This is a genomic window from Streptacidiphilus melanogenes, assembly GCF_000787835.1.
GTDB lineage: Bacteria > Actinomycetota > Actinomycetes > Streptomycetales > Streptomycetaceae > Streptacidiphilus > Streptacidiphilus melanogenes.
This window is the reverse complement of the sequence record NZ_BBPP01000013.1, coordinates 153,460-167,453: the sequence shown is the minus strand read 5'-3', so window position 1 is coordinate 167,453 and position 13,994 is coordinate 153,460. Positions and strand designations below refer to the sequence as shown.

Here is a 13,994-nt window from a genome sequence, read left to right as displayed (position 1 = left end):
TCCCGGTTCTTCGCGTGTGGTAGCCCCGGCCCTTCCCAGGGCCGGGGCTCCTCCCGTTCGTCCGTTCGTCTAAAAGAGGTCCTTCCGTGTCGTCCAGCTCCACTCCCGTCGTCGGCGTCCTCGCCCTCCAGGGCGACGTGCGTGAGCACCTGATCGCCCTGGCCGAGGCCGACGCGGTCGCCCGCCCGGTCCGTCGGCCCGAGGAGCTGGCGGAGATCGACGCCCTGGTCATCCCCGGCGGTGAGTCCACGACCATGTCCAAGCTCGCGCTGCTCTTCGGCGTGATGGAGCCGCTGCGGGCCCGCGTGGCGGCCGGCATGCCGGTCTACGGCACCTGCGCCGGCATGATCATGCTGGCGGACAAGATCCTCGACGGCCGCGACGACCAGGAGACGGTCGGCGGCATCGACATGGTGGTCCGCCGCAACGCCTTCGGCCGCCAGAACGAGTCCTTCGAGCAGGGCGTCGCGTTCAAGGGCCTGGAGGAGGACGGCGACGTCCACGGCGTGTTCATCCGCGCCCCCTGGGTCGAGTCGGTCGGCGCCGACGTCGAGGTGCTGGCGTCGCTGCGCGCCGACACGGCGGACGAGCACATCGTGGCGGTCCGTCAGGGCAACCTGCTCGCCACGTCGTTCCACCCGGAGCTCACCGGCGACCACCGTGTGCACGCCTACTTCGTGGAGATGGTCCGCGCCGCCGGCTCGCACAGCAAGTGACCTGGCCGGTGACGGTAGGATCTCATCCGTTCGTTCACTTCCACCTGGTGCTGTTTTAAGGAGCAACTCGATGTCCGGCCACTCCAAGTGGGCTACCACCAAGCACAAGAAGGCCGTCATCGACGCGAAGCGCGGCAAGCTCTTCGCCAAGATGATCAAGAACATCGAGGTGGCGGCCCGCACCGGCGGTGGAGACCCCACCGGTAACCCGACCCTCTACGACGCCATCCAGAAGGCGAAGAAGAGCTCGGTCCCCAACGACAACATCGACCGCGCCGTCAAGCGCGGCTCCGGTGCGGAGGCCGGCGGCGCCGACTACTCGACCATCATGTACGAGGGCTACGGCCCGAACGGCGTGGCGGTCCTGATCGAATGCCTCACCGACAACCGCAACCGCGCCGCGTCCGACGTGCGCGTCGCGATGACGCGCAACGGCGGCTCGATGGCCGACCCCGGCTCGGTGTCGTACATGTTCTCCCGCAAGGGCGTCATCATCGTGCCGAAGGCCGAGAAGGTCGACGAGGACACGATCATGGAGGTCACCCTCGAGGTGGGCGCGGAGGAGGTCAACGACCTCGGCGACAGCTTCGAGATCCAGACCGAGGCCTCCGACATGGTCGCCGTCCGCACGGCCCTGCAGGACGCCGGCATCGACTACGACTCGGCCGAGGCGAACTTCGTCCCCTCGGTCCAGGTCCAGCTGGACGCGGACGGCGCGCGCAAGATCTTCAAGCTGATCGACGCGCTCGAGGACAGCGACGACGTCCAGAACGTCTTCGCCAACTTCGACCTCACCCCCGAGGTCGAGGCCGAGCTCGACGCCGAGGACTGAGGCGGCTCCGCCGCGTGGGCGCGACCGTGTCGGGTCATTGCTCCCGCAGGTCGTCGCACCATCCAGGGGCGCGAGGAACGGCGCGAGCAACCGCTGGCATGCGGATGGCCCTGCACGATCGGGGCTCTCCCTGCGTGGGTGGCTTGTCGCGCCGTTCCCCGCGCCCCTTGGTGGTTCTGTCGGTGCGAACGGATAGCCTGCGGGCATGCGTGTTCTCGGGGTGGATCCAGGGCTGACCAGGTGTGGGGTCGGGGTTGTCGACGGTGCGCCCGGGCGGCCGCTCACGATGGTCGCCTGCGGGGTCGTCCGTACGCCCGCGGAGCATGACGTGCCGTTGCGCCTGCTGGAGATCGAGCGCGGCATCGAGGAGTGGCTGGACCTGCACCGGCCGGACAAGGTCGCCGTCGAGCGGGTCTTCGCCCAGCACAACGTCCGCACCGTCATGGGCACGGCCCAGGCCAGCGCAGTCGCCATGCTGTGCGCCACCCGGCGCGGGATACCGGTCGCCCTGCACACCCCCAGTGAGGTGAAGGCCGCCGTCTCCGGCTCGGGGCGCGCGGAGAAGGCCCAGGTGGGCGCGATGGTCACGCGCATCCTGCGGCTGGACGCGCCGCCCAGGCCCGCGGACGCGGCCGACGCGCTCGCGCTCGCCATCTGCCACATCTGGCGCGGCACCGCCACCAACAGGATCGCCGCCGCCCTCAGCCGCGTCAGGGAGCCCCGACCGTGATCGCCTTCGTCAGCGGCCCGGTGGCCGCGCTCACGCCCTCCAGCGCCGTCATCCAGGTCGGCGGCGTGGGCATGCTCGTGCACTGCTCTCCGGGCACGCTCGCCCGCCTGCACCTGGGGGAGGAGGCACGGCTGGCCACCTCCCTCGTCGTCCGCGAGGACTCCCTGACGCTCTACGGCTTCGCCGACGACGACGAGCGGCAGACGTTCGAGCTGCTGCAGACCGCCAGCGGCGTCGGGCCCAAGGTCGCGCAGGCGATGCTCGCCGTGCACAGCCCGGAGGGGCTGCGGGTGGCCGTCGCGCGCGGGGACGCGAAGGCTCTGACCGCCGTGCCCGGGATCGGGCCCAAGGGGGCGCAGAAGCTGCTCCTGGAGCTCAAGGACCGCCTCGGTGCGCCGACGGGCGCCGTGCCGTCCCAGCACGCCGCAGCGGGCGCAGCGGCCGTCGTGGCCGCGCCCGCGCCGTGGCACGAGCAGCTGCACGCCGCGCTCGTCGGCCTCGGCTTCGCTCCGCGCGAGGCCGAGGAGGCCGTCGCCGCGGTGACGCCGGAGGCGGAGGCCATGGAGAAGCCCAACGTCTCCGCCCTGCTGCGCACCGCCCTGCAGAGCCGCAACCGCACCCGCTGAGCCAGCCCCCGTCACCGAAGAGGAGCCGAGAGAGCATGTACGACGACGCCGCAGCCGACCGCCTGGTCACCGCCGCCGCGGACGGCGAGGACCGGGCCGTCGAGGCGGCGCTGCGCCCGCGCGACCTGGGCGAGTTCATCGGCCAGGAGCGCGTCCGCGAGCAGCTCTCGCTCGTCCTCCAGGCGGCGCGGCACCGCGGCGCCTCGCCCGACCACGTGCTGCTCTCCGGTCCGCCCGGGCTCGGCAAGACGACGCTGTCGATGATCATCGCGGCGGAGATGGGCGCCCCCATCCGGATCACCTCCGGTCCGGCCATCCAGCACGCGGGAGACCTCGCCGCGATCCTCTCCTCGCTGACCGAGGGCGAGATCCTCTTCCTCGACGAGATCCACCGGCTCTCCCGGCCCGCCGAGGAGATGCTCTACATGGCGATGGAGGACTTCCGCGTCGACGTCATCGTCGGCAAGGGGCCGGGCGCCACCGCCATCCCGCTGGAGCTGCCGCCGTTCACGCTGGTCGGGGCCACCACCCGGGCCGGCCTGCTGCCGCCGCCGCTGCGCGACCGCTTCGGCTTCACCGGCCACATGGAGTTCTACGCGCCCGAGGAACTGGAGCGGGTCATACACCGCTCCGCCCGGCTGCTGGCCGTCGAGATCGACCCGAAGGGCGCCGCCGAGATCGCCCGCCGCTCGCGCGGCACGCCGCGTATCGCCAACCGGCTGCTGCGCCGGGTCCGCGACTACGCGCAGGTCCGCCATGACGGACTGATCACGCCCGAGATCGCCGACGCCGCGCTCGCCGTCTACGAGGTGGACCCGCGCGGCCTGGACCGGCTGGACCGCGCCGTGCTGCACGCGCTGCTGAAGCTGTTCGGCGGCGGCCCGGTGGGGCTGTCCACGCTGGCCGTGGCGGTGGGGGAGGAGGCCGAGACGGTCGAGGAGGTCGCCGAGCCCTTCCTGGTCCGCGAGGGCCTCCTGGCCCGCACGCCGCGCGGCCGGATTGCCACCGCCGCCGCCTGGCAGCACCTGGGCCTGACCCCGCCGCCCCAGGCCGCCGGGCCCGGCGTTCCCTTGCAGGCTGAGCTCTTCGGCCCGTCGGCGGGATCGGCGGCGGGATCGTCGTCCGCCGGGGCGTCGGAGCGGCCCGCGGAGGCCTGAGAGCGGGGCTCCCCGGGCCCACCTGGGCCACCCCGGGCAAGGGTGGCCACCGGGCCCGCAACGGCCTCGTAGCAGTCCCTGACGGTCTCTGTACACGTCGAGTCCGTCACGTCACTCGCCATTCGGCTCTCTCGGATGACATGCTGGACGTTGTTGTACTGCGTGCGGTCCCCTAGACTCCGCCCGCTCCCGCCCTTACGGGGTGGGCCCCGAAATCGACTGGCCGCCGCCCCCTGCGGCCGCGCAAAGGACTGTCTGCCGTGGGTAACCCGCTTATCTTCATGGTCATCGTCTTGGCCGGACTCATGTTCGTGACGATGCGGAGCAACAAGAAGCGCCAGCAGCAGGCGCAGGACTTGCGCACCCGCCTGGAGCCGGGCGCGGGCGTGCGCACCATCGGGGGTATGTACGCGCTGGTCAAGGACGTGACCGACGAGGCTGTCGAGCTCGAGGTCGCGCCGGGCGTCCACGCCCTGTACGCGAAGCAGGCCATCGCGCAGGTGCTGGACCCGATCGAGTACAACCGCATCGTCCACGGCGAGGAGCCGGAGACGGACGAGGCGGCCGACGGTACCGAGGCTGAGGCCGAGGCCGTCGTCGAGGACGCCACCCCGGCCGAGGCGGCGAAGGACGAGGCCGGCCAGGCCGAGTCCGGCGCCGAGACCTCCGCTGCGGCCACGGCCGAGGCCGAGAAGGTCGACGCCAAGGTGGGTGGCGACAAGGACGCTTCCGCCAAGTAGCCTTGCCCGCTACGGAACCCGGTCGGTCGTAATCGTCCGACCGGGCCCAAGGACCGCTGCGTCGTGGCCGAGCCGCCCCCTGTCCGCCGGTACCCCGGTGTGGGCGACTTGACCTGCCCACGGCATGGACAGAGAGAATCGAGAAGGTGGCATCACCCAAGTCCCGTCCGCGTGACGGATACCCGGGGCGTGCATTGAGCCTGACCCTGGCGATCATGGTGGCGCTCGTCGGCATCATGATCGGCACCGGGCACACCACCCCGCGGCTGGGCATCGACCTCGCCGGTGGTACGAGCGTGACGCTCAAGGCGACCTCGAGCGACAAGAACGCGATCAACCCCGCGAACATGGCGATCGCCTCCGAGATCATGAGCCAGCGCGTCAACGGCACCGGCGTCACCGAGTCGACGACGCAGGTCCAGGGCAGCGACGAGATCGTCGTCAACGTTCCGAAGGGCACCAGCTCGACCGAGCTCGCCACCGAGCTGGCTCAGACGGCCAAGCTGTACTTCCGTCCGGTGCTGGCCGAGCAGCAGCAGATCGACGCGAGCGCCCTGCCCAAGAGCTCCCCGTCCGCCTCGTCCAACGGCGGCGCCAAGCCGTCCGGCGCGGCGAGCCCGTCCGCGAGCAGCTCCGAGAAGCCGAAGGCGTCGGCTCCCGGCGCGTCGGCCTCGCCGAGCGCGAGCAAGACGCAGGGTGACGCCCTCTCGCAGGACCTGAAGGCCGGCTCCTCGGCCTCGGCGCACCCCTCGGCCTCGACGAGCGCCAAGGCCTCCGCGGCCGCCACCGGCACCGCCAAGGCCGCCGCCACCCCGAGCGCCGCGCCGACCAGCGGCACCGTCTCCGGCCAGACCGCGGGCACCGTCCCGGCCGCGCTCCAGTCGGAGTTCAACGCGATCGACTGCACCACCAAGCACGGCCGCGACGTCGCGCAGGTCACGGCGAACCGGGCCAAGGAGACCGACCAGGTCGTCTCCTGCTCCAGCGACGCCACCAGCAACACCTGGACCAAGTACGCGCTGGACAAGGTCGCCGTCGACGGCACCTCGATCAGCAAGGCCCAGTCCAACCTGAGCACCCAGACCGGGCAGTGGGAGGTCGACCTCTCCTTCAACTCCCACGGCGCCGGCCAGTTCGCCAACATCACCGGTCAGCTCACCAAGAACCAGCCGCCGGCCAACGAGTTCGCCATCCAGCTCGACGGCCTGGTCCAGTCCTCGCCGTCCGTCAACGAGGCCATCACCGGTGGTCAGGCGACGATCTCCGGCAGCTTCGACCAGGCGAGCGCAAGCCAGCTGGCCAACGTGCTCAGCTACGGTTCGCTCCCGCTGGACTTCCAGACCCAGGAAGTCGTCACCGTCTCGCCCGAGCTCGGCGGCAGCCAGCTCGACGCGGGTCTGATCGCCGGCCTGATCGGTCTGATCCTGGTCGTGGTCTACTCGCTGGTCTACTACCGTGGCCTCGGCCTGGTGGCGGTCGCCTCGCTGCTCGTCTCGGCGATCCTCACCTGGTCGCTGATGTCGCTGCTGGGCGGCGCGATCGGCTTCGCGCTGAACCTGCCGGCCGTCTGTGGCGCCATCGTCGCGATCGGTATCACCGCCGACTCGTTCGTCGTCTACTTCGAACGCGTCCGCGACGAGCTGCGCGAGGGCGCCACGCTGCGCCCGGCCGTCCGCAACGCCTGGCCGCGCGCCCGCCGCACCATCCTGGTGTCGGACTTCGTGTCCTTCCTGGCCGCCGCGGTGCTGTACTTCTTCACCGTCGGCAAGGTGCAGGGCTTCGCCTTCACGCTGGGTCTGACCACCCTGCTGGACCTGGTCGTGGTCTTCCTGTTCACGAAGCCGCTGATGACCCTGCTCGCCCGCCGGAAGTTCTTCAACTCCGGTCACCCGTGGTCGGGGCTCTCGCCCGAGCGCCTCGGCGTGCGCAACCCGCTCCGTGACAGCCGCAACTCGCGTCGTCCGGTCCCCACCGCCGGCAAGGAGGCCTGACCCGATGTCTCGCTTCGGCAATATCGGCCACCGCCTCTACACCGGTGAGGTCAGCTTCGACTTCGTCGGCCGACGCAGGCTGTGGACGATCATCTCCGGTGTCATCCTGGTCGCCGCCATCCTGGGCCTCACCGTCCGGGGCCTGAACCTCGGCATCGAGTTCAAGGGCGGCGAGATCTACACGATCACCAAGCCCGGCGTCACCATCGCCCAGGCCCAGAAGGCCGCCAACGAGCTGACGGGCGACAGCGCGGCGATCGTGCAGAAGGCCAACACCAGCAACGGCCAGGAGATCCTGGTCCAGATCAGCTCGACCGAGAAGATCGACCCGACGAAGGGTCAGGACGGGCTGTCGAAGTCGCTGGGCCTGAGCACCCAGCAGATCAACACCCAGTCGCTCAGCGCCAGCTGGGGCCACGACATCAGCCAGAAGGCCCTCGAGGGTCTGGTCGTCTTCATGGTGCTGGTGACGCTGTACCTGGCCTTCGCCTTCGAGTGGCGGCTCGCGGTGGGTGCGCTCGTCGCGCTGCTGCACGACCTGGTGATCACCGTCGGCGTCTACGCCCTGGTCGGCTTCGAGGTCACCTCGGGTACGGTCATCGGCTTCCTGACGATCCTCGGTTACTCGCTGTACGACACCGTCGTCGTCTTCGACGGTCTCAAGTCCGCGACGAACAAGCTCACCAAGCAGAACAAGCTGACCTACAGCGACGCCGCCAACGCCTCGCTGAACAGCACCCTGGTCCGCTCGATCAACACCTCCGTGCTGGCGCTGCTGCCGGTCGCCGCGCTGCTCTTCATCGGCGGCGGCCTGCTCGGCGCGGGTGTCCTCAACGACATCTCGCTGGCGCTGTTCGTCGGTCTGACCGCCGGCGCCTACTCCTCGATCTGCGTGGCCACCCCGATGGTCGCCTGGCTCCAGGAGAAGCGCCCGGAGTACATCGAGCTGGCCCGCAAGGTGAAGCAGCGCCGCGCGGCCGAGGCCAAGGCCGCGGCCGAGGGCCGCACGCTCGACGAGGAGACCCCGCAGTCCGAGGTCAGCGTCCCGGCGCCGACCGGCGGTCCGCGCAACCAGCCCGTCAACCGCAGTCGCAGCGAGCGTCGCTCCACCGGGCGCCGCTGAGCATCGGTCACGACATCGCAGCACACTGTGCGCGGCAGTGCATCGCACTGCCGCGCACAGTCGTGAAGGAACCACAGGAAGCAGGAGAACCCACCGGATGAGCAGCAGCAGCGACCTGGCCGGCCTTCTCGCCGCCAAGATCCGCGACGTCCCGGACTATCCCAAGGCGGGCGTGGTCTTCAAGGACATCGCCCCGCTGCTCGGTGACGCCGAGGCGCTCGCCGCGCTCGTGGACCACCTCGCGGGACGGGCCAAGGCGCTGGGCGCGACCAAGGTCGTCGGCCTGGAGGCGCGCGGCTTCATCCTGGCGGCCCCGGCCGCCTACGCCGCCGGAGCGGGCTTCGTCCCGGTGCGCAAGGCGGGCAAGCTGCCGGGGGGCTGCCTGAGCCAGGCCTACGACCTGGAGTACGGCTCGGCGGTGATAGAGGTGCAGGGCGACGCGTTCCAGCCGGGGGAGCGGGTCCTGGTCGTGGACGACGTGCTGGCCACCGGTGGCACCGTGGAGGCGTCCCTGGATCTGGTCCGGCGGGCAGGGGCCGAGCTCGTCGGCGTGGTCGTCCTGATGGAGCTGCTCTTCCTCGACGGACGCGCCCGTCTGGCGGAGCATCTGGGCGACGCCCCTCTCGAGGCGGTCATCTCCGTGTGAGGGGCGAAGTGAACCGAGGGTCCGGCCGGTCGAAATCGACCGGCCGGACCCTCGGTTTTTTGATTCGTGCAGGTTCAGCTGATGGAGGAGATGGAACCGTTCTCCTTGATGGAGCCCTTGGCGCCGGCCTTCGCCGTCACGGCGTGAAGGCTCTGGACGCTGCCCGTCTTCCACCAGATGTCGAGCGTCGCCGTGTAGTTGCACGTGTTGTGGTAGTAGACCGTAGTGGACGTGATGCCATCGGCCCAGGACCAGTTGAAGCAGCCGGACGAGCCACTGTGGTAGGACATCGGCCTGACCAGAGTGGGGCTCGGGGTCGCCGCGTCGGCGACACCGGCCACGCCCAGGGCGGAGCCGAGCGCAACGGTGGCGACAGTGGCGAATTGAGCGATACGACGCAATTTTTGCTCCGGAAGTATCCGAGGTGGCGGAGAGCCTTCGGGCGTCCGCCAAGAGGATGCGTTCGTGTGCAACCCCCGTGGCATGAACTTAGGCATTCGAACTGATGGCGTACAAGATCCTTTCGGGGGTGCCTGGGCTGCCTCCTGGGGGCAACGGGCTGCCTTTCGGGGGGTACGGGAACAGCCTCTCGGGGGGCCCGGACGGCGAGGGCCGTTCTGTGGACCAGGCCGGGCCGTGGGGCCGTGAGCGCAGGTGACTGTGACGCTCGGTACCATTGAGATCCCGGTCTCGCTCCCGAGGAGTGCAGTTGCCCGAAGAGGTCGTGCCCAAAGCCGCTGGAACGCAGGAGGAGCGCCCGAAGCCGGCCCCCGCCGCGCCGAAGCCCGCGCCGCCGGCCGTTCCGGCCACGTTCCAGCGCGACGGCGGTGCGCCCGCCGTCGCGCCGCGCCCAGTCGCGCCCTCGCCCTCCCGGGTCCGCGCCCGCCTCGCCCGCCTGGGCGGCCAGCGCAGCAGCACCTTCAACCCGGTGCTGGAGCCGCTGTTCCGGATAGTGCGCAGCAACTACCCGAAGGCCGACCTGCACCAGCTCGAGCGCGCCTACCAGATCGCGGAGAAGTGGCACCGCGGCCAGAAGCGCAAGAGCGGTGACCCGTACATCACCCACCCGCTCGCGGTCGCGACGATCCTCGCCGAGCTCGGCATGGACGCGCCGACGCTGATGGCGGGCCTGCTCCACGACACCGTCGAGGACACCGACTACGGCCTCGACCAGCTCCGCCGCGACTTCGGCGACACCGTCGCCATGCTGGTCGACGGCGTCACCAAGCTGGACAAGGTCAAGTTCGGCGAGGCCGCACAGGCCGAGACTGTGCGCAAGATGGTCGTCGCCATGGCCAAGGACCCGCGCGTCCTGGTCATCAAGCTGGCCGACCGCCTGCACAACATGCGTACCATGCGGTACCTCAAGCGGGAGAAGCAGGAGAAGAAGGCCCGCGAGACGCTGGAGATCTACGCCCCGCTGGCGCACCGGCTGGGCATGAACACCATCAAGTGGGAGCTGGAGGACCTCGCCTTCGCGATCCTCTACCCCAAGATGTACGACGAGATCGTCCGCCTGGTCGCCGAGCGCGCGCCCAAGCGCGACGAGTACCTGGGCACGGTGCTGGAGCAGGTCACCGACGACCTCAAGACCGCTCGCATCAAGGCCGAGGTCAAGGGCCGCCCGAAGCACTACTACAGCGTCTACCAGAAGATGATCGTGCGCGGCCGGGACTTCGCCGACATCTACGACCTGGTCGGCGTGCGGGTCCTGGTCGATTCGGTCCGCGACTGCTACGCGGCGCTGGGTACCATCCACGCGCGGTGGAACCCGGTGCCGGGGCGGTTCAAGGACTACATCGCCATGCCCAAGTTCAACATGTACCAGTCGCTGCACACGACGGTCATCGGGCCCGAGGGCAAGCCGGTCGAGCTGCAGATCCGCACCTTCGACATGCACCGCCGCGCCGAGTACGGCATCGCCGCGCACTGGAAGTACAAGCAGCAGGCCGTCGCCGGCGCGTCCAAGGTCCGCACGGACACCCCTGCCGGGCAGGGCGAGACCGTCAACGAGATGGCCTGGCTGCGGCAGCTGCTGGACTGGCAGAAGGAGACCGAGGACCCGAGCGAGTTCCTGGAGTCGCTGCGGTTCGACCTCTCCAACAACGAGGTCTTCGTCTTCACCCCCAAGGGCGACGTCATAGCGCTCCCGGCCGGGGCCACCCCGGTGGACTTCGCGTACGCGGTCCACACCGAGGTCGGCCACCGGACCATAGGGGCGCGCGTCAACGGCCGGCTGGTGCCGCTGGAGTCGAACCTCGAGAACGGCGACACCGTCGAGGTCTTCACCTCCAAGGCCGAGAACGCCGGGCCTTCCCGCGACTGGCTCTCCTTCGTCAAGTCGCCTCGGGCCCGCAACAAGATCCGCGCATGGTTCTCCAAGGAGCGCCGCGAGGAGGCCATCGAGCAGGGCAAGGACGCGATCACGCGGGCGATGCGGAAGCAGGGCCTGCCGCTGCAGCGCATCCTCACCGGCGACTCCCTGGTCACCCTCGCGCACGAGATGCGCTACCCGGACATCTCGTCCCTGTACGCGGCGATCGGCGAGGGCCACGTCGCGGCGCAGACGATCGTGCAGAAGCTGGTGCAGTCCCTCGGCGGCGAGGAGGGCGCGAGCGAGGACATCGAGGAGCTGACGGCGCCCTCGCCGACGCGCAACCGCCGTCAGCGGCGCGCGACGCAGGACCCGGGCGTGGTCGTCAAGGGCGTCGCGGACGTGTGGGTCAAGCTCTCGCGCTGCTGCACCCCCGTCCCCGGCGACCCGATCGTCGGCTTCATCACCCGCGGCAACGGCATTTCGGTCCACCGCACCGACTGCGTCAACGTCGACTCGCTCTCGCAGCAGCAGGAACGCATGGTCGAGGTCGAGTGGGCCCCCACTCAGTCCTCGGTCTTCCTGGTCGCCATCCAGGTCGAGGCGCTGGACCGCTCGCGTCTGCTCTCGGACGTCACGCGGGTGCTCTCGGACCAGCACGTCAACATCCTGTCGGCGGCGGTGCAGACCTCGCGCGACCGGGTCGCGATGAGCCGTTTCACCTTCGAGATGGGTGATCCGAAGCACCTCGGCCATGTGCTCAAGGCCGTCCGCAGCGTCGAGGGCGTCTACGACGTGTACCGGGTGACCTCCGCCAAGGCGCGGTAGCGCGCCAGCAGCCCCTGAGCTCCCCTGGAGACGGAACCGAGGGTTCGTCCAGGGGAGCTCAAGTGCGCGGGCGAAGCATCGCGCCATGACACCAAGAGAAGAGCGGTACGGGGACCGCCTCTACTCGCACCGAAACCCTGGCGAGGCGGACCGCCTCGGGGCACTGGCACAGGTCTTCGACCCCTGCTCGATCGAACGCCTGCGTCCGCTCGTCACGCCCGGCCTGCGCACCTGCGACGTGGGCGCGGGCCTCGGCACCGTCGCCGGATGGCTCATGGACGCCTCCGGCGAGCGGGCCACCGTCGTCGACCTCGACGTCCGCCACCTGGGCGGCCGGGGCTTCCACGAGATCCAGGCGGACATCACCGAACCGGGTTTCACGCCCGGCGTGTTCGACCTGGTGCACGCGCGGTTCCTGCTGATGCACCTCCGCGACCGCGAGAACGTGCTGGCGCGCATGGCGGACTGGGTCCGCCCCGGCGGCTGGCTCGTCGTCTCCGACGCCTGGGACCTCGGCGCGTCCAGTTCACCCAACACCGCCTACCGGGAGACGGCCGCCGTCGCCAGCGAGCTCGCCGCACGGACCACCGGCAGCGACCTCGGCCTCGGCCGCAGCTACCCGCGGCCGCTGGCCGGGCTCGGCTTCACCGAGGTCGGCTTCGCCGTCGACGTGCCCGTGCTGCACGGCGGCGGCCCGCTGGCCCGCTTCTGGTCGGGCACCGCGAACTTCTCCCGCCCCGCCCTGGTGGAGCGGCTCGGTGACGCGACCGTCGACGAGGCGCTGGCCTATCTCGCCGACCCGGCCACCCAGGACCTCGGCATCGCCATGGTCACCATGTGGGGCCGGCGCCCCTGAGCGCGCCCCGCCCGTCACCCTCACGTGCTCACCGGAGGCCTCGATGACCACCGCCGACCTGCTGTTCAACCCGTTCGCCCCGGGCTTCACCGACGACCCGTACCCCACCTACGCCCGGATGCGCGAGGTGGACCCGGTGCACCGGCACCCCTTCGGTTTCTGGGTGCTGACCGCCTACGACGACATCGCCGCGCTGCTGCGCGCCGGGCTCTCCGTCGACGACCGGCAGGTCGTCGACGGGCAGATCCGCGAGCAGATGGACCGTCTGAACCTCGGTGTCCTCAACATGTCGATGGTCCACCGCGACCCGCCCGACCACACCCGACTGCGGTCCCTGGTCGGCAAGGTCTTCACCTCCCGCTCCGTCGCCGCGCTCGAGGGCGAGATCACCCGCCTGGTCGACGCCGCGCTGGACCGCGTCGCCGAGGAGGGCCAGGCCGACCTCGTCGAGGCGCTGGCCTTCCCGCTGCCGTTCGCCGTGATCTCCCAGATGCTCGGCATGCCGCCCGCCGACCACGCCCGCATCCGCGAGCTGACCGGCATCCTGGCGCTCACCCTCCAGGTCGTCACCGACCCCGAGGAGATGCGGCGCATCAGCGACGCAGCCCGCGAGATGACCACGCTTGCTCGCGAGCTGATCGCCTGGAAGCGCGCCAACCCGGCCGACGACCTGCTCACCGCGCTCATCGCGGCGGAGCACGAGGGCGGCCGGCTCAGCGACGACGAACTCGTCGCCCAGGTCGTCATGCTGTACATCGCGGGCCACGAGACCACGGTGAACCTCATCGCCAACGGCACGCTCGCGCTGCTGCGCAATCCCGAGCAGCTCGCGCTGCTGCGGGCGAGGCCCGCCCTGGCGGGCAACGCGGTCGAGGAGTTCCTCCGCTACGACAGCCCCGTCCAGCAGTCCAAGCGGATCACGCTCACCCCGCACACCGTGCGCGACCGCACGATTCCCGCGGGCGCGTTCGTCTTCGCGTGCCTGGCCTCCGCGAACCGGGATCCCGACTACTGGGGCCCCGACGCGGACGAACTCCACATCGACCGTCCCAACGCCCGCCACCACGTCTCCTTCGGCGCCGGTCCCCACCACTGCCTGGGCGCGGCGCTCGCCCGCCTCGAAGGCCGGCTGGCGATCGGGACCCTCGTCCAGCGCTTCCCCTCGCTCTCGCTCGGGGGCGACGTCCCCTGGAACGGCCGCATCAACCTCCGCGGCCCGGCGGCCCTTCCCATCACCGTGCGCTGACCCGCCGGGGGCGCGGGCGACGGCAACACCTCAGGGGCGCGGGGAACTGCGCGTGAGCACCCCGGCAAACACCTCAGGGGCGCGGGGAACTGCGCGTGAGCAACCCGGCAACACCTCAGGGGCGCGGGGAACTGCGCGAGCAACCACCCTGTGCGGATGGCCCTGCTCGCTGACCGACTCACCACACCG

Annotated in this window: 13 protein-coding genes; 12 read left to right on the top strand and 1 reads right to left on the bottom strand. The window is 70.6% G+C overall.

Features of this window, described 5'->3' with window-relative positions; translation table 11 throughout:
* The first annotated feature begins 86 nt into the window (after nt 1–86).
* The 9 genes from pdxT to TR49_RS17045 all read left to right on the top strand — a co-directional run bounded on the left by pdxT (nt 87) and on the right by TR49_RS17045 (nt 8,561).
* Entirely contained in the window at nt 87–716 is a 630-nt protein-coding gene (gene pdxT / locus TR49_RS17085) for a pyridoxal 5'-phosphate synthase glutaminase subunit PdxT (protein WP_042382596.1), read from the top strand.
* Nucleotides 717–786: 70 nt separating this feature from the next.
* Complete coding sequence (locus TR49_RS17080) at nt 787–1,548, top strand: YebC/PmpR family DNA-binding transcriptional regulator (RefSeq protein WP_042382594.1); 762 nt, start codon at nt 787–789, stop codon at nt 1,546–1,548.
* A 205-nt stretch (nt 1,549–1,753) separates the two neighbouring features.
* A complete protein-coding gene (gene ruvC, locus TR49_RS17075) occupies nt 1,754–2,278 on the top strand; it encodes a crossover junction endodeoxyribonuclease RuvC (RefSeq protein WP_042382585.1) in 525 nt (174 codons plus the stop codon).
* Nucleotides 2,275–2,904, top strand: a complete 630-nt coding sequence (gene ruvA / locus TR49_RS17070) for a Holliday junction branch migration protein RuvA (RefSeq protein ID WP_042382583.1) — start codon at nt 2,275–2,277, stop codon at nt 2,902–2,904. Before ruvC ends, ruvA begins: the two co-directional genes overlap by 4 nt.
* A 35-nt stretch (nt 2,905–2,939) precedes the next feature.
* Nucleotides 2,940–4,061 (top strand): Holliday junction branch migration DNA helicase RuvB, encoded by a 1,122-nt coding sequence (gene ruvB / locus TR49_RS17065; RefSeq protein WP_236653406.1) that lies wholly within the window; start codon nt 2,940–2,942, stop codon nt 4,059–4,061.
* Between the two features lie 260 nt (nt 4,062–4,321).
* The gene (gene yajC, locus TR49_RS17060; protein ID WP_236653405.1) at nt 4,322–4,801 is read left to right on the top strand and encodes a preprotein translocase subunit YajC; all 480 of its coding nucleotides are present in this window, start codon (nt 4,322–4,324) and stop codon (nt 4,799–4,801) included.
* 146 nt (nt 4,802–4,947) lie between these two features.
* On the top strand, nt 4,948–6,792 hold the full coding sequence (gene secD / locus TR49_RS17055) for a protein translocase subunit SecD (RefSeq protein WP_084724959.1): 1,845 nt from the start codon (nt 4,948–4,950) through the stop codon (nt 6,790–6,792).
* A 4-nt stretch (nt 6,793–6,796) separates the two neighbouring features.
* Nucleotides 6,797–7,915, top strand: coding sequence for a protein translocase subunit SecF (gene secF, locus TR49_RS17050; protein WP_042382579.1), 1,119 nt, complete (start codon nt 6,797–6,799; stop codon nt 7,913–7,915).
* Between the two features lie 97 nt (nt 7,916–8,012).
* Nucleotides 8,013–8,561, top strand: coding sequence for an adenine phosphoribosyltransferase (locus tag TR49_RS17045; RefSeq protein WP_042382578.1), 549 nt, complete (start codon nt 8,013–8,015; stop codon nt 8,559–8,561).
* 74 nt (nt 8,562–8,635) lie between these two features.
* On the opposite strand, the gene TR49_RS17040 is transcribed toward TR49_RS17045, so the two are convergent.
* On the bottom strand, nt 8,636–8,962 hold the full coding sequence (locus TR49_RS17040) for a hypothetical protein (RefSeq protein ID WP_152627311.1): 327 nt from the start codon (nt 8,960–8,962) through the stop codon (nt 8,636–8,638).
* A 308-nt stretch (nt 8,963–9,270) separates the two neighbouring features.
* Between TR49_RS17040 and TR49_RS17035 the strand changes: the two genes are divergently transcribed.
* From TR49_RS17035 to TR49_RS17025, 3 genes are all read left to right on the top strand, one after another.
* Nucleotides 9,271–11,703 (top strand): RelA/SpoT family protein, encoded by a 2,433-nt coding sequence (locus TR49_RS17035; protein ID WP_042382574.1) that lies wholly within the window; start codon nt 9,271–9,273, stop codon nt 11,701–11,703.
* An 85-nt stretch (nt 11,704–11,788) separates the two neighbouring features.
* Nucleotides 11,789–12,559, top strand: coding sequence for a class I SAM-dependent methyltransferase (locus TR49_RS17030; RefSeq protein WP_042382572.1), 771 nt, complete (start codon nt 11,789–11,791; stop codon nt 12,557–12,559).
* Between the two features lie 43 nt (nt 12,560–12,602).
* Nucleotides 12,603–13,805, top strand: coding sequence for a cytochrome P450 (locus TR49_RS17025; protein ID WP_042382570.1), 1,203 nt, complete (start codon nt 12,603–12,605; stop codon nt 13,803–13,805).
* Nucleotides 13,806–13,994: the final 189 nt, after the last annotated feature.